The following is a 19,140-nucleotide window of genomic DNA, read 5'->3' on the forward strand; positions in this document are numbered from 1 at the left end:
ACCCGAAATACCGCGATGCGTATTCCACCCACATTCCGGCGGTGATACTGGCCGTAAACAACAATCCGATGCGCTTCACCGACCGCAGCGGCGGCGTGTCGCGTCGCCGGGTGATAATGCATTTCCCGGAACAGATAGCCCCGGAAGAACGCGACCCTAAACTGAAAGATAAAATCGCCCGCGAGCTGGCCGTCATCGTGCGCCAGCTTATGCAGACGTTCAGCGACCCGATGACGGCGCGTACACTGCTGCAGTCGCAGCAGAACTCCGACGAGGCACTCAGCATCAAGCGCGACGCTGACCCGACATTCGATTTTTGTGGCTATCTGGAGGCACTGCCCGAGCCTGACGGTATGTATATGGGGAATGCGAATATCATCCCGCGACAGCCGCGCCTGTACCTGTATCACGCCTATCTGGTTTACATGGAGGCGCACGGCTACAAGAACACCCTCAGCCTGACCATGTTCGGCAAAGGGCTGTCATCGATGCTGAAAGAGTACGGGCTGAATTACGGTAAGCGACGAACAAATCAGGGGATACAGACGAACCTTGCGCTCAGGGAGGAAAGCAACGCCGACTGGCTGCCCCGGTGCGATGAAACTACCGCGACATAACCTACCCGGACCGGCATGAGCCGGTCTTTTTTTACCTGAAATCCCGGAAAGTGAACAGTAAAGTGTTCACTGTTCACGGACTATTCACAGCATATCACATTGAAATTAAAGACAAATAATGGCGAGTGAACAGTGTGAACAGTTTTCCGTAAAAAAAGTTTTTTTCGTAGTTTGAGGTTGTGCGAAAAATGAACGCATCCGCCAATGTGTATAGGGGTGTGTATAGGTTTATTCTTCGATATTAATTTTTTCAATAAAATCAATTGATTTTTTCTATTTATCGACTCCTATTATCGCACCATTCAATCAATCAGTTACAACTACACATCTTCAATAAATCCCCTTACTTTTGTCTCGCGCACTGGTTTAGCACTCTATAGCTTCTCATTTCCTTTCGGCTCTTCGAACACGTCCATTGCAGCACCACTCTGCGGTTTATAGATAAGCTTGGTGCTAACCAGGGGTTGGGTACAGCCATGCTGCTTTTGTGTGAACGAATAAAGACTCCCCGAATAAACAGGGGAGCCAGGAAGCGTAACGCACGCGCAGGGCTATTTCTGCCGTGACTCAAGCCAGACCAGCGCCAGCGTAGAGAGCGTGCACATCAGCAGAATGCCGACAAACCAAAACAGATACCACATCGTACAGTCCTCCCTAATAAAGTTCGTGGTTGTGGCGGCGGATTGTTTCTACGTTGATTCGTCCCAGCATCTTGTAATAACTCCACAAGGTATAAAGCAGAACTATCGGTAGGAAAATCAGCACGATAACCAGCATGATACTGAGCGTCATCTGGCTGGAGGTACTGTCCCACACCGTCAGGCTAGAGAGTGGATATGCGCTGGATGGCATCACAAATGGAAACAGGGTGATTCCAGCGGTGAAGATCACGCAGGTCTGGGTCAATGAAGCAAACAGAAATCCCCACACGGCCCGACGTTGCCCGCAGGCATAGATCGCGAGCATCGGAAAAATCATGCCCAACAGCGGAATAACCAACAGTAGTGGTGAATTTTCAAAGTGCGCCATCCACGCGCCCGGTGCGGTCGTTACTGCCTTTAATAGCGGGTTGGACGGACCATTAGGATCCTGGCTAAGCAGCACATAGCCATTAATCCCCGTCCACAGCCAATACCCGGCTAACAGGAAGCAGAGCACCACTAACATCGCGCTGCGGCGGGTGGCAGACAGCGCGCGCAGGTGAAGAATGCCGTCGGTTTTCAACTGGAGCCACACGCCCCCCTGCATAATGACCAACATCAGGCTTAATGCGCCGCACAGTAGGGCAAAAGGAGAGAGCAAATCCCAGAAAGTGCCCAGATATTGCAAGTGTAATTGTGGTGTGAACACAAAAGGCACCCCCAGGAACAGATTGCCGAAGGCGACGCCGAAGATAACCGGTGGCACCAGGCTGCCGATAACCAACCCGGTGTCCCACATGGCGCGCCAGCGTGCATTCGCTATTTTACCGCGATAATCAAAGGCCAACGGACGAAAGAAAAGGGCGCACAGCACCAGAATCATCGCCACATAAAACCCCGAAAATGCGGCAGCATAGACGCGCGGCCAGGCTGCGAATAATGCGCCGCCCGCCAGAATGAGCCACACCTGGTTACCTTCCCAGTGCGCCCCTACGCTATTGATTAACACCCGACGTTCATCATCGTTGTGCGCGATCAGCGGTAACAGGCAGCCGACCCCCATATCAAACCCGTCAGTGACCATAAAGGCCACCAGAATAATGCCAATCAGCAGCCACCAAATGAGCCGCAACGTTTCATAATCCAACATGATGCTCTCCTTTATTCCTGTTGTTGTGCCGGTTGTTGACGTTGCATCGCATCTGGACCAAGACGCGCGTATTTTTGCATCAGGTAGACTTCGGCAATTAAAAACAGGGTGTAAAGTGTGAGGATTAGCCCCATGGAGAAGGCCAGTTGGCCCGCGCTCAGCGCAGAGTGGGCGTACCAGGTCGGCAAAATATCCTGAATCGCCCACGGCTGGCGGCCAAACTCCGTCATAAACCAGCCTGCTTCAATGGCAATCCACGGTAGCGGCAGGCTCCACAGCGTTATGTGCAGTACCCAGCGATGCTGGTCGATACGCCAGCGTAAGGTCTGTATCAGCGCAATCGCCATCACCAGCAGCAGAAGGGAACCGCACCCAATCATGATGCGAAAGCTCCAGAACACGGGGGCGACTTGCGGAATAGCGCCGCGTTGTGCGGCTTGATATTGCGCTGGTGTGACATGGTTCATGTCTGGGGCGTAGTTTGCCAACAGGATGCCGTAACCCAGATCTTTTTCCACGGCGTGAAAAGCGTGCAGTAGCTGAGGCGTGCGGTTACCTTTGGCGATTTCCTGCATCAGCAACCATGCTTCCCGGCCCCGCTGCAGGCGGGGTAGCGCGTCTGCCATCAGGTTCTTCAGCCCCGGAACTGGCGTATCTAAAGAGTGAGTCGCCAGGATACCCAGCAGGGCCGGTATCTTCACGGAAAAGGCGTTACGCTCTTGCTCCTGTTGCGGCCAGGCTATCACATGAAAGGGCGCAGGTGCCGGTTCGGTTTGCCATTCCCCTTCCATTGCCGCCAGTTTTACCGGCTGGCGTTGGGCGACCTCATAGGCTGAGCTATCTCCCAGTTGCAGAGTGCCGAGGATAGCCAGTGTGCCAAAGACGGAACCTACCGCGAAGGAGCGCAGGGCGAACTCGCGAGCGCGACCACGCAGCAGATACCAGGCGCTGATGGACATCACAAACATGGCGCCTGTGACATAACCGGACATCACGGTATGCACAAATTTCACCTGGCTGATGGGGTTAAAAACCAGCTCGCTAAAGCTGCTCATCTCCATGCGCAGGGTATCAATATTAAAGTGAGCGCCCGTTGGATATTGCATCCAGCCGTTGGCGTTGAGGATCCACAGGGCAGAGATATTGGAGCCAAACGCTACCAGCCAGGTCACCAGTAAATGCTGGTACTTGTTTAAGCGCTGCCAGCCGAAGAAGAACAGCCCCACGAATGTGGATTCAAGAAAGAAAGCCATCAAGGCTTCCATCGCCAGCGGGACACCGAAAATATCGCCCACATAGTTGGAATAGAGCGACCAGTTAGTCCCGAACTGAAACTCCATGGTCAGGCCGGTCGCCACACCGAGCGCAAAGTTAATACCGAATAACTTTCCCCAGAAACGCGTCATGTCGCGGTAGACTGTTTTGCCCGTCACCACGAACAGGGTTTCCATGATGGCCAGCAAAAAAATCAGCCCCAGCGTCAGGGGAACAAACAGAAAATGGTACAGCGCGGTCAGCGCAAACTGCCAGCGCGATAAGTCAATGACGTCCCACATGCGAACTCCATCAGGCATTAGAGAGTGAATAGATAAGGAAGAAAACGCCAGACCCGCAGCAGAAAAGTATGCGGGTCGGGAGAAGGGGATCAGGTCGGCGGGCCGGATGCCAGCCAGCTACAGACTTCATCCAGGCGCTGGAGCGAGTCGAGCAGATCCTCCGGAGCAGCCAGTACCAGTTCCGGTAATGGACAGATCTCATAACTCTCGAGCAGAAGCCCTTTCAGGGTATCCAGACAGCGCACATGCCAGACATGGCGCAGCGCCGTGGCGTCGATTTGGCTCTCGCCGTAGCCGATGGTGCGGATCTGAATGCGTCCTTCGCCACACAGGCGGGAGAGGAACTGGCGATCCGCATCGCTAACCGGGAGTTGGGTGAGGTTAATGCTATGAGGTTGCGTGGCCGGATCGCGCACGTGCGCCAGCAGTTCCTGAGCCAGCGTCAGGCCATTCATCAACCCATCGACGGGCGGAGGCAACAGGCTATCGTCTGGCAGCGTCGTGATTGTTGCTGCCTGCCACAGCGCCCGTGGCGCGCTGCCTGCCTCCAGATGCTCCTCCCATTGACCCAAGTCATTCTGGCAACGCACCCGCCAGATTCCGCAGAAAATAGATTCCTGAATCTCACTCGCCCTGCCGTCAGCCTGCTGGATACGCACGGAAACTTCGCCTTCGCCGAGCAGCGTATTCAAAAACGTGAGGTCGTCTGCGTTGAGCGTGGATAAATCCCATCCCAGCACGTCCTGTTTTGCGGGGATTTTCTGGCTAAGCTGGTGGCGCACGTCGGCTAACAATGCCATCACCGCCGGGCTGTGCGGACAGTTTTCCAGCCTCGCCATGCTGGGGCTGCTGTTGACCTGGCAGGTGAGGGGCAAGGGATTCATGCTGAAGCTATCATCGCCCGGCTGGGTTCCCGGTCCCAGTAGATGAAAAAAGGTATCACTCATCTTGCAGGCTCCGGGGGATGTGTTCTTCAACGAGGGGGCGCATCAGGTTGAGCAGGTCGGCCCACGGGTGGATGCCGCTGAGAATGCCGCGCAGCTCGCCGTGGATAAATACCAGCGTGGCCGGGAAGCGGAATACGCCAAAACGATCGCCGATAGCCTCGCTGTGCTCGAGATCCGCCATAGCGATTTGCCAGTCAAACTGGGGAAACTCGCGGAGCAACTCGGCAATCATTACCGGGTTATCGCTGACTTCTGGCGTGCGGCGGGGATCGCTACTGAGCAGCAGCACGCCATCACGCACACGCGTTACCCAGTCATCCAGTTCAGATGCGGTCAGCGGTTGCCAGCCGCGCGCCAGCATGCGTTGCCATAGCGCAGAAAATGGTTTGTCATTCAACATGTTGCTTATCTCTCCAGCGTTACACGATACTGGCGAATACGCACGCCTTCATAGTTTTCCAGCGACAGGCATTCATAGTTCAGGCAACGCGTTTCATCGATTGTCTGTGGCGCGATGCCCCACGCGGTCAGTTGCCTTAGCGCGGCTTGTTCTGCCGCCGGGAGCTGAGCGCGCGCGATGTCGGTCAGGCTGCCGCCATAGTCGTCCAGCTGCACCGGCTGTAGTCCTACGAGGGCGATGTGGGCGGGCAGATGACCGCGAATCTCCGCCAGAGCAAGCACTTCGGAGAAGCTGTTCTGATGCAGACTCATTTTTTTGGCGCTGAGGTAACTGGGGACTTGTTCACCGGCGTAGGATTGCAAAGTGCCTGGCGTGAGTCCGTAGTCGATGGCGTCCAGCAGCAACAAATGGCTGGCCTGCTCAACGTAGCCCAGCAGATTCAGCCCTTGCGTGCCGCCGTCGACAATCTCTACCCATTCCGGCCAGTGATAGTGGGCGTACAGGCGTTCGGCAACGCGAATGCCAAATCCTTCATCTGCCCACAGCAGGTTGCCTAAGCCCATCACGATGACGTTAGGTTCGCTCATGACGCCTCCTTATCATGCTGGCGTTTGGCAAATTTGTGGCTACGATAGCCGTTGATCATGGTTGAGATGACGGTATCGTCAGACATGATGTCCTCGCGGATAGCCATATACACATGACCGATGATGAAGGCGGCGATGAACCACATCCCCAACCGATGCCAGCTGTGGATATCGAGAGAGTTACCGCCGGTCCAGTAGAAAAACTCCGTCACATAGTGGAAGGGGGTAAAAATGGTGTACTGGCTATGCTCGCTGTATAAGGCAAAACCGGTGAGGATCATAAAAACTGAGAGCAGGAAATAACCGAACATCGCCGCCTGCGCGACGGGGTTATGGCCGATATCTTCTCCCGGTTTTTTTTCCAGGAACAGATACCAACGCACCACCGAAAAGGCACCCTGCCACCAACTGCGACGCCAGACCGGCACGATAAACAGCTCGCGTGAATAGCGATTGCCGACGAAGGCCCAGTAAATGCGACCCAGCAGTATCACCGTAAACACCATGGCTGCGGCGAAATGCACTAACCGGATGTCGCCCATGTAGAACAGGTAAGTGGCCTCGCCGTTGACCGACGGCAGTGGTCGGCCAATGAAGTATCCGGTTACCATCAAAACCAACATGCAGCCCACTGTCAGCCAGTGCCACAAGCGTACGGGCGCTTCAAACACATAGTGGCTGACGGCGGTATCACGCGCCTCCCCGACGCGTGGGGATATCTTTCCAGTCATCGTTCCGTTCCTTAACGCTTAGCGAACCTGGACTGCGATAAGTTCGCTGCCGTCGTCGCCGAGGACGTGGGTTGAACATGCCAGGCAGGGGTCGAAGCTGTGCAAGGTGCGCAGGATCTCCAGTGGTTGATCCGGTATCGCCATTTGGGTGCCCATCAACGCCGCCTCGTAGGCGCCAATTTGCCCCTTCGGATCGCGCGGGCTGGCATTCCAGGTGGTCGGCACTACGCACTGATACACATCGATCTTCTGGTCGCGAATCGATGCCCAGTGACCGAGTGCTCCGCGCGGCGCCTCGGTAAAACCGATCCCACGGCACTGCTGCGGCCAGCTTGCAGGCTCCCATTTTTCGGTATTCGCCGTAGCCAGATTGCCGTTTTTCAGGTTGGTCATCAGCTTGTCGAAGAAATATTGCAGCTTGCTCACGGCCCACTGCGCCTCGTGCGCGCGGCATAAAATACGCCCCAGCGTCGACTGCATACCCGACAGCGGCAGTTTGAGTGCGGACATCATGCGATCGACGGATTCAATCGTGGCGGCATCCCCTTTGTGATAGGCAATCAGCGTACGCGCCAACGGTCCAACTTCCATGGCGTGTCCGCGCCAGCGCGGGGCTTTGATCCACGAGTAGCGTTCCTGTTCGTTGAGCTGCTGGATATCGGTATCGCTGCCTTTGACATCGCCGGGGTTGTACCAGGGTTCAGTAATCCCCTCGAACGGGTGACGACCTAATTGATCGTCCGGATAACGGTACCAGGCATGATCGACAAACTCCTGAATTTGCTGCTGATCGGCCAGATCCACCGGCATGACGTTGTTAAAATCACCGTTAATGACCGCGCCGCCAGGCATCAACAGGCTCTTCGCGCTGAAGTCGTTGGCAATATCCGGGAACGCGCCGTAGCTTAAGACGCACTTATCAGACAGCCCGGTGCCAATCTGGCTCCAGGGTTTGTTGAACTGGCCGATAGCCAGCGCGTCAGGAACCATGACGTTGTTGATGAAGTCGGCGGTGCGGGTGATGATCGACTGTACCAGGTTAAGACGTTCCATATCGACCGCGCCAACCGCGCCGCTCTGATCGATATTGATAGCGCATGGCATGCCGCCGACAATCCAGTTAGGATGCGGATTCTTGCCGCCAAACACCGTATGGATTTTGATAATCTCGCGCTGAAAATCGAGCGCTTCCAGATAATGGGCAAAGCCCATCAGGTTAGCCTCTGGCGACAGTTTGTACTGCGGATGTCCCCAATAACCGTTGCGGAAAATCCCCAACTGACCGCCGTCGACAAATTTCTTCAGGCGGTTTTGTACGTCAAAGAAGTAGCCCGGGGAGGACATAGGCCAGGCAGAAAGGCTTTGTGCCAACTGCGAGGTTGCGCGCGGGTCGGCTTTCAGGGCATTCAGAACGTCAATCCAGTCCATTCCGGCTAGCTGGTAAAAGTGGACCAGATGGTCGTGGCACCACAACGTCGCCAGCATAATATTGCGAATGATGTTGGCGTTATCGGGCACCTTGATGCCAATGGCATCTTCAATGGCATAGACCGATGCGAGCGCATGTACGCCAGTGCACACCCCGCAAATTCGTTCGACAAACGCCCAGGCATCGCGCGGGTCGCGCCCTTGCAGAATAATTTCCAGTCCACGGAACATGGTGCCGCAGGACACCGCGTTGGTGATGATGTTCTGCTCATCAATGTTCACCTCACAACGCATATGCCCTTCAATGCGCGTAATGGGGTCGACAACCAGGCGCCGGCCGGCATTATTGACCGTATATCCCTGGGTTTGATACGAATTGCTCATGCCTGTTTATCCTCATTGTCTGGCGACTGTTGTCCGGCGTCGGCTAATTGCTGTTTGTGACGGTTATGTTGATTGACGGCGCTGGCGACTGCGTGGACACCGACGCTGGCGGCCACCACGCCAAGCGCGGTGAGGCCCACGGTATCGGCGGTTGAATGCGTCCCCATCTGCGGGATATCGACCACGCGGCTGTAGAACGAACCGCGATCCCAGAAGCCGTTCTCTGAACATCCCAGACACCCATGACCGGACTGGATGGGGAAAGAAACGCCGCCATTCCAGCGGGTGGTGGAGCAGGCGTTATAAGTGGTAGGCCCTTTGCAGCCCATTTTGTACAGGCAATAGCCTTTTCGGGCAGCGTCATCGTCCCAACTCTCAACGAACTCCCCGGCGTCAAAGTGGGCGCGGCGGTAGCATTTGTCGTGAATACGCTGACCATAGAACATCAGCGGACGCCCCAAACGATCGAGTTCAGGCAGACGATCAAACGTCACCATATAGGTAATGATGGCGCTCATGACATCCGGAATCGGCGGGCAGCCGGGCACTTTCACGATTGGTTTATCGGTGATCACCTTATCGATCGGCGTTGCCTGGGTTGGATTAGGCCGTGCGGCCTGCACGCAGCCCCAGGAGGCACAGGTTCCCCAGGCGATAATCGCGCTGGCGCCTGCCGCGGCTCTTTTTAGCTTTTCAATAAACGGTCGCCCGCCGCTGATGCAGAACATTCCTTGTTCACCCAGCGGAGGATTGCCCTCGACGGCCAGAATGTATCGGCCGTGGTAGCGGCTCAGAATGTCTTCAAATACCTCTTCGGCCTGCGTTCCGGCGGCGGCCATCAGGGTGTCGTCGTAATCAAGAGAAATCAGGGAGAGGATGACGTCTTTGGCGAGTGGGTGAGAGGAGCGGATAAATGATTCGGTGCAACAGGTGCATTCCAGCCCGTGGATCCAGACGACCGGGATCCGGGGTTTGTTTTCCAGCGCCCAGGCTATTCTGGGCGTCATTGCGGCTCCCAGCCCAAGCGATGTTGCTGCGAGGCTGCAATATTTGAGAAAACTGCGTCGACTCACCCCTTTGCGGCGCATCGCCTGATAAAAGGTCTCCTCGTTATTCGTATTCATAACACGCGTTTCTTCCCCCGTTGAGTTCTGGCCACGTCGCCAGCGATAATCTAAAAAAGCCTATCCGATCAGCGGGGAGAAACAATGCAAAGTGTAGGGTTATGTCCTATTGCGATATTTTCGTGCCCGTTTCCTGTTTTTCACTGTCCGGGAATAAAAAAACGCACAGGGGAGACCGCCCTGTGCGTCGGGTTTATTGCGGAAGAACTTAAACCCCAAGGCGATCGCGTAAGCTGTAATATGCCGCCCCCATGGCGGTAAACGGAATGCGCAGGCTGCGCCCCCCCGGGAACGGGTAGTGCGGCAGTTTGGCGAAAGCGTCAAAACGCTCGGCATCCCCGCGCAGCAGTTCAGAAATCAGACGTCCTGCCAGGTGGGTACAGGTCACGCCGTGGCCGCTGTAGCCCTGCATATAGTAAATGTTGGTATCAAGACGGCCGAACTGCGGCATGCGAGATAGCGTTAACAGGAAATTACCGGTCCAGCGGTAATCAATTTTTACCCCCTGCAATTGCGGGAAGGTTTTCAGCAGTTTCGGCATTACCAGACGTTCAATATCGTCTGGATCGCGGGCGCCGTAGACCACGCCGCCGCCGTACAACAGGCGGTTATCGCCGGTCAGACGGTAGTAATCCAGCAAATAGTTACAATCTTCTACACAGTAGTTTTTTGGAATCAGCGAGCGTGCCATCTCCGCAGACAACGGTTCGGTGGTTAACACCTGTGTGCCGCATGGCATGCTGCTTTTTGCCAGCGCAGGCTCGAGTTTGTCGCCGAGGTAGGCGTTGCCCGCGACGATCACAAAGCGGGCCGTAACCTGACCTTTTTCGGTGCTGACCACCGCCGGGCTGGTGTGCTGGATACGGGTGACCGGCGACTGTTCGAAGACGCGCCCGCCGTTCAGACGAATGGCGTTAGCTTCGCCAATCGCCAGGTTCAGCGGATGAATATGACCACCGCTGTGGTCGAGCAGCGCGCCGACATAACGATCGCTGCTGACTTCGCGACGAATTTCGCTGCTGTCTAACAGTTCAAGCTGCGTGTTGCCGTAGCGTTCCCAGTTCGACTTCTGCTCTTCCAGCGTTTCCATCTGCTTGTGGTTCAGCGCCACAAACAGTCCGCCGGGGCGATAGTCGCATTCGATCTGATAACGCTTAATACGTTCGCGGATGATATTACCGCCTTCAAACATCATGCTGCCAAGCATTTTGGCGGCGTCCGGGCCATAGGTGCGCTCGATGACGTCGATATCGCGACTGTAGGAGTTCACCAACTGACCGCCGTTACGTCCGCTGGCCCCGAAGCCAATACGTGCGGATTCCAGTAGCACTACGTCGTAACCCATCTCCGCTAAGTGCAGGGCGGAGGAGAGTCCGGTATATCCACCGCCCACGACGCAAACATCACAGCTAACCGACTCGCTAAGGGTGGGAAACGGTTCGTACTGATTGGCGCTTGCGGCGTAATAACTGCTGGTATGTTCAGTCATGATTAAGGCTCCAGGGAGATCCAAATGGTTTTCAGTTCGCTAAATTTTTCCAGCGCATGCAGGGACTTATCGCGCCCGTTGCCGCTTTGCTTATAACCGCCGAACGGCACAGTCATATCACCGTCGTTGTAGTTATTAACGAAGACCGAACCGGCCTTCAGGCGACGGCTCATGCGGTGGGCGCGCGACAGATCGCGGGTCCAGACCGCGGCCCCCAGGCCGTAGTCACTGTCGTTGGCCAGCGCCAGGGCTTCGGCTTCGCTGCTAAAACGGGTGACGACCAGCACCGGGCCGAAGATCTCATCGCGGCTGACGTGGGCTTGCGGGGCTGTATCGACAAAAATAGTCGGGCCGATAGCCGCTGGGTGGACGTGGCTGCGACCATCCAGCGCCAGCGTGCCTTGTGCTTCACCGTCGCGAATAAAACCATGCACGGTGTCGGCATGCGCGTTGTCGATAAGCGTGCCCATCGTGGTTTCCGGATCCAGCGGGTTGCCCGGCTGCCAGTTTTTCGCCTGCTCTTTCAGCAGGGCGATGAACTCGTCGGCAATACTCTCTTCCAGTAACAGACGCGTACCGGCGATACAGACCTGACCCTGGTTATAGAAGATGCCTGCTGCAGCATTGGCGGCGGCTTTCGGCAGATCCGGGCAGTCGGCAAAAACGATGTTGGCACTTTTACCACCGGCCTCCAGCCAGACGCGTTTCATATTGCTGTCGCCAGCGTCTTTGAGCAGTTGCTTGCCGGTGCGGGTCGAGCCGGTAAAGGTGATCACATCAACATCCGGATGCTGCGACAACGCCTGGCCCGCTTCGTGGCCATATCCGCTCACCACGCTGAGAACGCCATCTGGCAAACCTGCTTTTTTTGCCAACGCAGCAAGGCGAATGGCGGTCAGCGGTGATTTTTCTGAAGGTTTGAGGATCACGCTGTTGCCTGCAGCCAGTGCCGGGCCAAGTTTCCAGCAGGCCAGCAGCAGGGGAAAATTCCACGGCACGATGGCCGCAATGACGCCCACCGGCTCGCGCACAATCAGCGCCAGATCGCTCACCGAGGTGGTGGCCACTTCGCCATAGACTTTATCTATTGCTTCGGCGTACCAACGGATGGCGCGTGCCGCGCCTGGAATATCATCACGCAGGCTATGGCGAATCGGTTTACCGGTGTCGAGCGTTTCCAGTAGCGCCAGCTCCTCGTGATGCTGCTCCATTAAATCGGCGAACTTGTGCAGGACTGCCTTGCGCTCTGCGGGTGATGCTTGCGACCAGTCTCCGCGTTCAAACACGGTGCGGGCTGCGGTGACCGCGCGGTCTACATCCGCTTTTTTGCCGCGGGCGACTTTGGCGAGCGGGCGTTGTCCTGCCGGATCCTGCGTAATAAAGGTTTCGTTATCGGCGGCTGCGCAATATTCGCCGTTAATAAATAAACGGGTCTCCGGCGAATAATGGCTGGCTTTCTCACGCCAATATTTAAGATTCTGAAAGTTCATAGCTACTCCTTTTATATCAATAAGATAAAGTTCGTTGCTGATCTTTTCAGGCAAAATCAGGCTGCACGATGCCCCAGGGATGTACCCTGTTAATGCGCGTTATTTAAGAAGGCCTGAGAAACTCAGGCCGCTACTTATTAGAAAGTGGTAGGAGTGTGGGCACTGATGATGCGGCAGATCCCTGCCGAGGTGTTGCTGAAGCTGTGTGGTATACCGGTGTTAATGGCATAACTTTGTCCTGCAACAAGATGATACGTTTGACCGTTGATGGTCAGTATCACTTCACCTTCCAGTATTGTCCCAATCTCTTCACCCTGGTGTTTAATTCTCTCCCCGGTTGTCGTACCTGGCTGATAGGTTTCAAACATCATGGCCAGCGTACGATTCGGATTTCCGTTGTGTACCAGCTTCATGGATACTCCCTGACTCCCGATCTCAATCAAATCATCTTGATTGATAACCACCTGCGGTTCGTCAGGCTTTTCCGGTTCCGCGAAGAACTCGGAGAGCGACAGCCCATAAACTTTCAATAGCTTTTGCAGCGTACTGATGGCAGGACTGACTTTATCCTGCTCTATGGTGCTGATGGCGCTATGCGTTAACCCAGACAGTTCGGCGGCACGACGCTGTGAAAGACCCAATTGCTGGCGGATCTCTGACAAACGTTTACCCGGCGCCAGGCCGTCATCGCTCATAATTGCATTTCCTTAACTGTAGTGGTCAGAGTCGCTGTTTTTCAGCGAGGTGGTTCTGACAAGCGGTGATAAAACCTTCAAGTAACAAACGCGACAGGGCGTATTCGCTACTGTTCCATTCCGGGTGCCACTGCACGCCAAGCGCGAAAGGATGGTCGTGAACGCTGGCTGCTTCCACTAATCCATCCTGCGAGCGTGCTTCCACGCGCAGTTGCGGGCCAAGGGTTTTTGCGCCCTGACCATGCAAGGAGTTAACCCAAAACGTGCTGCAACCTGGTATTAGCTGAGATAGCAATCCTCCCTGTTGAACCTGGACTTCATGAGATGGCGCATATTGCTGCTCCACCGGGAGTTCCGCATCTTCACGATGTTCCAGGAACTGTGAGTGATCGCACAGGCGACGATACAGAGTCCCGCCAGTGGCGACAACTAATTCCTGTAAGCCCCGGCAGATGGCGAAAATGGGAATGCGCCTTTCGAGCCCGGCGGTAATTAGCGCCATGCTCAGAAGATCACGCCCGGGATCGGCGTCAGACTCATCGCCATTTTCACCATAGAGGTGCGGCTGCACATTGCTTGGGCTTCCTGGCAGGAAGATACCATCCAGTTTCGGTAACAGCGCGTTCAGTAATTCGGGTTCCGCAAGCGCATGGGGAATCGCTATCGGTAATCCACCGGCGTTCAATACTGCATTCAGGTACTTTTCTTGCAGAGTCTGGGTCTCGTGACCCTTAAGCCTGTTCCTACACATCACTACACCAATAACTGGCTTGTCAAATATATTGCCCATGATCGACCTCACGTTTTGGAATAAATTATTGCCAAACGGTTCCTTGTTATGCCATTCCGTTCATTATTTTCTCAATCTAGCAGTGGAATAACCTTCTAGCAAACTTAATTTAACATTTGACAAACAATTTGTTTGCATCCAGAGTCGAAGAGTGGACATTATATTTAACAGTCAAATCACAGAACAGCTTACAGGCCAACGGCGGTGAATCATGGAAACCAATATCGTAGAAGTTGAGAATTTTGTTCAGCATTCTGAAGAGAGACGAAGTAGCGCGTTTGTGCGTGAAGTTAAGCAGTATCTGGAGCGCTACCCCAACACGCAGTTCGTGGATGTGCTGTTAACCGACCTGAATGGTTGTTTTCGTGGTAAACGCATTCCCGTCGCCGGGTTACACAAGTTAGAGAAAGGCTGCTATTTCCCGGCATCCGTTTTCGCGATGGATATTCTTGGCAATGTGGTCGAAGAGGCGGGATTAGGCCAGGAGCTTGGCGAACCGGATCGGACCTGTGTCCCGGTGCCTGGCACGTTAACGCCTTCGGCCGCCGATCCGGAATGTATTGCGCAGATGATGCTGACGATGCTGGATGAAGATGGCGCTCCCTTTGACGTTGAGCCGCGGAACGTACTTAACCGACTCTGGCAGAAACTTCGCCAGCGCGGTCTGTTCCCCGTCGTAGCGGTAGAGCTGGAGTTCTATTTACTCGATCGTAAGCGCGATCCCGAAGGTTATCTGCAGCCGCCGTGCGCGCCTGGAACGGACGATCGGAATACGCAAAGTCAGGTTTACTCGGTTGATAACCTGAACCACTTTGCTGATGTGCTGAACGATATCGATGAACTGGCCCGTTTGCAGCTGATCCCGGCTGACGGCGCGGTGGCTGAAGCCTCCCCTGGGCAGTTTGAAATCAACCTCTACCATACCGATAACGTACTCGACGCCTGCGACGACGCGCTGGCGCTGAAACGCCTGGTACGGCTGGTGGCGGAGAAACATAAGATGCATGCCACGTTTATGGCAAAACCTTATGAGGAGCATGCCGGTAGCGGAATGCATATCCACATCAGCATTATGAATAATAAAGGCGAGAACGTGTTAGCCGATGCGAATGGCGATGATTCCGCGTTACTAAAGCGTGCGCTTGCCGGGATGATTGATCTGATGCCTGCGTCAATGGCGCTGCTGGCGCCGAATGTGAACTCTTATCGCCGCTTCCAGCCGGGGATGTATGTTCCGACCCAGGCTTCCTGGGGGCACAACAACCGTACGGTGGCGCTGCGCATTCCCTGCGGCGATCGTGATAACCATCGGGTTGAATATCGCGTGGCGGGGGCTGACGCCAACCCGTATCTGGTGATGTCGACCATTCTGGCGGGGATCCTGCATGGGCTGGATAACGAGCTGCCGTTGCAGGAAGAGGTGGAAGGTAACGGCCTGGAGCAGGAAGGGCTACCGTTCCCGATCCGCCAGAGCGATGCGCTGTGGGAGTTCATGCAAAATGACAGTCTGCGTGAGTTGCTCGGGGAGCGTTTTAGCCATGTGTATCACGCCTGTAAACACGATGAACTGATCCAGTTTGAACGCCTGATTACCGACACTGAAATTGAGTGGATGCTGAAAAACGCCTGATAGGAATGTGGCCCGGCGGCGGAATGTTTGTCGGGCCTGTACGCATTGTTTGGTCATTGAAAAAAAGAAGTCGCATCATGCGGTCTGAGCGGAGCCAGCCCGTCAATATTGCAGGATCACCTGCCATTTCCCGGATGTCGCGTAATGGAGCGGCTTGCGACAACGGGTCTTCAGATAACCGACAGAGTTTGTGACGAGGAAATGTGATGATGCCAATGTTTAAAAACCCGCCCCGCGTGAGCATCCATGGCTCCCGCAGTAAGTACGGACCGCATCTGTGCCGTGCAACATTGACGCCTTTCTTTTGGCTTTCCACCCCGACACGACCCAGGTCTGCTGTACCCACGTTTCGAACGCAGATCTGGGCCCGTGGCGGGGAGGAAAGCTATGTCGACTAATTCTTCTGTGGATCTCGCGGCCCAGCCGGGCAAAGCACAGTTGCGTAAATCCCTCAAGCTGTGGCAGGTGGTGGTGATGGGGCTGGCCTATCTCACACCGATGACGGTATTTGACACTTTTGGTATTGTTTCGGGTATCAGCAATGGCCATGTTCCGGCCTCCTATCTGCTGGCCCTGGCGGGCGTGCTGTTTACCGCCATCAGTTACGGAAAGCTGGTACGCCAGTTTCCACAAGCCGGTTCGGCCTACACCTATGCGCAAAAAGCAATCAACCCGCATGTGGGGTTTATGGTCGGCTGGTCGTCCCTGCTTGATTACCTGTTCCTGCCGATGATTAACGTCCTGCTGGCGAAAATTTACCTTTCCGCGCTGTTCCCGGGCGTTGCGCCATGGATTTGGGTAGTGATGTTTGTAGCGATCCTCACCGCGGCCAATTTGAAAAGCGTTAATCTGGTGGCGAACTTCAATGCGCTGTTTGTACTGGTGCAGGTCGCGATAATCGTGGTGTTCATTGTTCTCGTGGTGCAGGGGCTGCACAAAGGCGAAGGGGTTGGGACCGTCTGGTCGCTGCAACCGTTTATCAGCCAGAATGCGCATTTGATCCCGATTATCACCGGGGCGACCATCGTCTGCTTCTCGTTTCTCGGTTTTGATGCGGTAACCACGCTCTCTGAAGAGACACCGGATGCCGCGCGTACCATTCCAAAAGCAATTTTCCTTACCGCGCTTTACGGCGGACTGATCTTCATTGCTGCCTCGTTCTTTATGCAGCTGTTTTTTCCGGATATTAGCCGATTTAAAGATCCGGACGCGGCGCTGCCGGAGATTGCGCTGTACGTCGGCGGCAAACTGTTCCAGTCTATTTTCTTGTGTACGACCTTTGTGAATACGCTGGCGTCAGGTCTGGCGTCCCATGCCAGCGTTTCGCGTCTGCTGTACGTGATGGGCCGCGATAACGTCTTCCCGGAGAAGTACTTCGGCTATGTCCATCCGAAATGGCGTACACCCGCGCTGAACGTCATTATGGTCGGGATTGTGGCACTCTCGGCCCTGTTTTTTGACCTGGTAACCGCCACGGCGTTGATTAACTTTGGCGCGCTGGTGGCCTTTACGTTCGTTAATTTGTCCGTGTTTAACCACTTCTGGCGTCGTGAAGGGCGTAAGCATACCTGGCAGGAAAAGTTGCACTACCTGGTATTGCCAATGGTCGGCGCCGCCACCGTTGCCGTACTGTGGGTGAACCTGGAGGTGACATCGCTGACGCTGGGACTGGTATGGGCTGGCGTGGGGTTGGTGTATCTCGCCTACCTGACCGGACGTTTCCGCAAGCCGCCGCCGCAGTTTGACGCCGCGAAATCTGAGCAGGCCTGGGAGTGACTTTTTCCAAAGGGTGAGTTATCAACCAACTTGTGAACTCTGTTAGTCACTAAAGGGGCGAACTGCCAGGGTAAGCCCCTTTTATTCATGTGCGTTTAATCAGAGTGAAATCAATGATCACTTTTAATTTGCTTACATGTATCCAACCATCTGGTTGCATCAATTTTCCCGTTTGCCAGATATTGTTGCTGGTTCTGCCAGTGCGCGGCGAGGAATGGCTTAAGGCCTGCAAGACGTTTGTTCAGTGTGAGCATTTGATCGAAAACCATCACTTCATGTTTCAGACCTTCCTGACCATAAAGCGTGGCTGAATCAACCAGACTACTGGCGTAGTAACTCGTCAGCTGTTGCAGGCGATCTGTTTGCTCACCAAGTTTTGTTTTTCGGATCGCGCAATTTTTATCACTGTCATCTTTATCCTTACACAGCAATTCATAGTTGTGATTGAGGAAGTCAAGAAAGCGGCCATCATCCTGCAATTTTGTGCAAAGGAAGGAGCCGAGGTTAAGGCTGGCGCGGATCGATTGTGCCCGTTCTTCCTGTTGTTGCTGATTACTGGCGCGGAGCTGATTTTCCAGATCCTTCAGTTTCTTTTTCAGCTCTGTGTCTTCAATGCCTGATGCCAGGCTTCCCAGCGCTTTTGCGGTGTCTGTGGGGACTTCTTTGCTCTTATCTATACCTGGTTTATCTGCGCCGAGAGCAGCCCAATTTTTCTCCAGCTGTTTCACTCGGTCTGTTGATGTAATGGTCGGAGAGACCAGTACCAGACGCAGGCCGGTGGTTTTGCTGGTGAAAGGATGGGCTTCATCGTAGTAGTTAATTTCTTTACGGGTCGCGCTACGGATCTCTGATTCATTCGAGATGACGCTGCCTCCGCGAACCACAAAACCACCAGCCTGGCCGTGAAGTCTGTTGATTTTATTGAGATAAAATGGGGTGAACATCATCTCAGAGACGTTGCCCAGCATATCGTGTAGGCCGAGGGGGTTAGGGTTCAACAGCCCAATGAGCTGTACTTTGCCGTTAGAGGACTGCGACCCGGAATACCACTCGTAATTTTTCATGTCATCCATCGGATAGTGGGAATCACGGAATTCCGCACTGTTTACCTTGAGGCCGCCGCGTGCTGCAAATTCCCATTCTACTTCAGTGGGCAGACGTAAAAATCCAGGGTTGCCATCCTCTTTCGGTAATTTGTCGAGAGCATTCGTGCGTAACCACTGGTTATATTTATCGGCAAAATTTACTGCATCGAACCAACTGATATTGGTTTCTGCGATGCTTAACTTACGTGATGGCGTGGGACAGGTACCGCTGGTTAATGCCTGGTATTGCAATGCTGTCAGTTCATATTTGGCCATCAAATAGTAACGACCTTTGTTTTTTTTGCTTTCGGTAAAGCTACCGGCGATGAAGGTTGGATAACTGTGTTCAACAAAACCCCATTCTCCGCCATCTTCTCCTAAGGTGATCGGCATATCATCCAGAGGACCTGAGACCGGGATTTCTACCTGACGGAAAACCATGGAGCCTTCACAGGGCATGGGCAAAATAATATCTTCGCTATCCGGCTTGGGGTTATAGATTTTCTCTGCCCACGGTTCGGCCAGCACGGGTGACATCTTCACCAGCAGAGTCAGCGCCAGCCAGCGTGATAATGTGGAAGGGGTAAGGGTCATGGACGTTCTCCGCAAATGATAAATGC

17 protein-coding genes are annotated in these 19,140 nt (G+C 54.5%); 3 read left to right on the top strand and 14 right to left on the bottom strand.

Going from position 1 to position 19,140, the window contains the following annotated elements:
• Positions 1 to 617, top strand: a 617-nt coding sequence (locus B9P82_RS15185; RefSeq protein ID WP_246842131.1) for a primase-like DNA-binding domain-containing protein, incomplete at its 5' end; no start/stop codon positions are given.
• A gap of 551 nt (positions 618 to 1,168) precedes the next feature.
• Here the strand turns inward: B9P82_RS15185 and cbdX are convergent.
• From cbdX to puuD, 13 genes are all read right to left on the bottom strand, one after another.
• Positions 1,169 to 1,258 carry a cytochrome bd-II oxidase subunit CbdX gene (gene cbdX, locus B9P82_RS15190; protein ID WP_016151902.1) on the bottom strand — a complete coding sequence of 30 codons (90 nt, stop codon included), beginning with the start codon at positions 1,256 to 1,258 and terminating at the stop codon, positions 1,169 to 1,171.
• Positions 1,259 to 1,271: 13 nt separating this feature from the next.
• A complete protein-coding gene (appB, locus tag B9P82_RS15195) occupies positions 1,272 to 2,408 on the bottom strand; it encodes a cytochrome d ubiquinol oxidase subunit II (protein ID WP_101700565.1) in 1,137 nt (378 codons plus the stop codon).
• An 11-nt stretch (positions 2,409 to 2,419) separates the two neighbouring features.
• Positions 2,420 to 3,964 carry a cytochrome bd-II oxidase subunit 1 gene (gene appC / locus B9P82_RS15200; RefSeq protein ID WP_101700566.1) on the bottom strand — a complete coding sequence of 515 codons (1,545 nt, stop codon included), beginning with the start codon at positions 3,962 to 3,964 and terminating at the stop codon, positions 2,420 to 2,422.
• 89 nt (positions 3,965 to 4,053) lie between these two features.
• Positions 4,054 to 4,911 (bottom strand): hydrogenase expression/formation protein, encoded by an 858-nt coding sequence (locus B9P82_RS15205; RefSeq protein WP_101700567.1) that lies wholly within the window; start codon positions 4,909 to 4,911, stop codon positions 4,054 to 4,056.
• Entirely contained in the window at positions 4,904 to 5,311 is a 408-nt protein-coding gene (gene hyaE / locus B9P82_RS15210; protein ID WP_101700568.1) for a hydrogenase-1 operon protein HyaE, read from the bottom strand. The genes B9P82_RS15205 and hyaE overlap by 8 nt, the downstream gene beginning before the upstream one ends.
• Before the next feature lie 5 nt (positions 5,312 to 5,316).
• Complete coding sequence (gene hyaD, locus B9P82_RS15215; RefSeq protein WP_101700569.1) at positions 5,317 to 5,898, bottom strand: hydrogenase 1 maturation protease; 582 nt, start codon at positions 5,896 to 5,898, stop codon at positions 5,317 to 5,319.
• Positions 5,895 to 6,629, bottom strand: a complete 735-nt coding sequence (hyaC, locus tag B9P82_RS15220; RefSeq protein WP_101700570.1) for a Ni/Fe-hydrogenase b-type cytochrome subunit — start codon at positions 6,627 to 6,629, stop codon at positions 5,895 to 5,897. Before hyaC ends, hyaD begins: the two co-directional genes overlap by 4 nt.
• A gap of 18 nt (positions 6,630 to 6,647) precedes the next feature.
• Positions 6,648 to 8,441 carry a Ni/Fe-hydrogenase large subunit gene (hyaB, locus tag B9P82_RS15225; protein ID WP_016155782.1) on the bottom strand — a complete coding sequence of 598 codons (1,794 nt, stop codon included), beginning with the start codon at positions 8,439 to 8,441 and terminating at the stop codon, positions 6,648 to 6,650.
• The gene (gene hyaA, locus B9P82_RS15230) at positions 8,438 to 9,565 is read right to left on the bottom strand and encodes a hydrogenase 1 small subunit (protein ID WP_046276297.1); all 1,128 of its coding nucleotides are present in this window, start codon (positions 9,563 to 9,565) and stop codon (positions 8,438 to 8,440) included. Before hyaA ends, hyaB begins: the two co-directional genes overlap by 4 nt.
• 208 nt (positions 9,566 to 9,773) lie before the next feature.
• Positions 9,774 to 11,054 carry an NAD(P)/FAD-dependent oxidoreductase gene (locus B9P82_RS15235; RefSeq protein ID WP_016155784.1) on the bottom strand — a complete coding sequence of 427 codons (1,281 nt, stop codon included), beginning with the start codon at positions 11,052 to 11,054 and terminating at the stop codon, positions 9,774 to 9,776.
• A gap of 2 nt (positions 11,055 to 11,056) precedes the next feature.
• Entirely contained in the window at positions 11,057 to 12,544 is a 1,488-nt protein-coding gene (puuC, locus tag B9P82_RS15240; RefSeq protein ID WP_016151912.1) for an aldehyde dehydrogenase PuuC, read from the bottom strand.
• A gap of 137 nt (positions 12,545 to 12,681) precedes the next feature.
• Entirely contained in the window at positions 12,682 to 13,239 is a 558-nt protein-coding gene (gene puuR / locus B9P82_RS15245; RefSeq protein ID WP_016151913.1) for an HTH-type transcriptional regulator PuuR, read from the bottom strand.
• 25 nt (positions 13,240 to 13,264) lie between these two features.
• Entirely contained in the window at positions 13,265 to 14,029 is a 765-nt protein-coding gene (puuD, locus tag B9P82_RS15250) for a gamma-glutamyl-gamma-aminobutyrate hydrolase (protein WP_016151914.1), read from the bottom strand.
• Between the two features lie 211 nt (positions 14,030 to 14,240).
• On the opposite strand from puuD, the gene B9P82_RS15255 reads away from it, so the two are divergent.
• Positions 14,241 to 15,659 carry a glutamine synthetase family protein gene (locus B9P82_RS15255; protein ID WP_101700571.1) on the top strand — a complete coding sequence of 473 codons (1,419 nt, stop codon included), beginning with the start codon at positions 14,241 to 14,243 and terminating at the stop codon, positions 15,657 to 15,659.
• Positions 15,660 to 16,046: 387 nt separating this feature from the next.
• A complete protein-coding gene (locus tag B9P82_RS15260; RefSeq protein WP_016151916.1) occupies positions 16,047 to 17,435 on the top strand; it encodes an APC family permease in 1,389 nt (462 codons plus the stop codon).
• Between the two features lie 110 nt (positions 17,436 to 17,545).
• Here B9P82_RS15260 and B9P82_RS15265 read toward each other — a convergent pair whose 3' ends face one another.
• Positions 17,546 to 19,114, bottom strand: coding sequence for a formylglycine-generating enzyme family protein (locus B9P82_RS15265; protein ID WP_046276300.1), 1,569 nt, complete (start codon positions 19,112 to 19,114; stop codon positions 17,546 to 17,548).
• Positions 19,115 to 19,140: the final 26 nt, after the last annotated feature.

Origin of the sequence: Citrobacter sp. L55 (assembly GCF_002850715.1) — a bacterium.
Lineage (GTDB): Bacteria > Pseudomonadota > Gammaproteobacteria > Enterobacterales > Enterobacteriaceae > Citrobacter > Citrobacter braakii.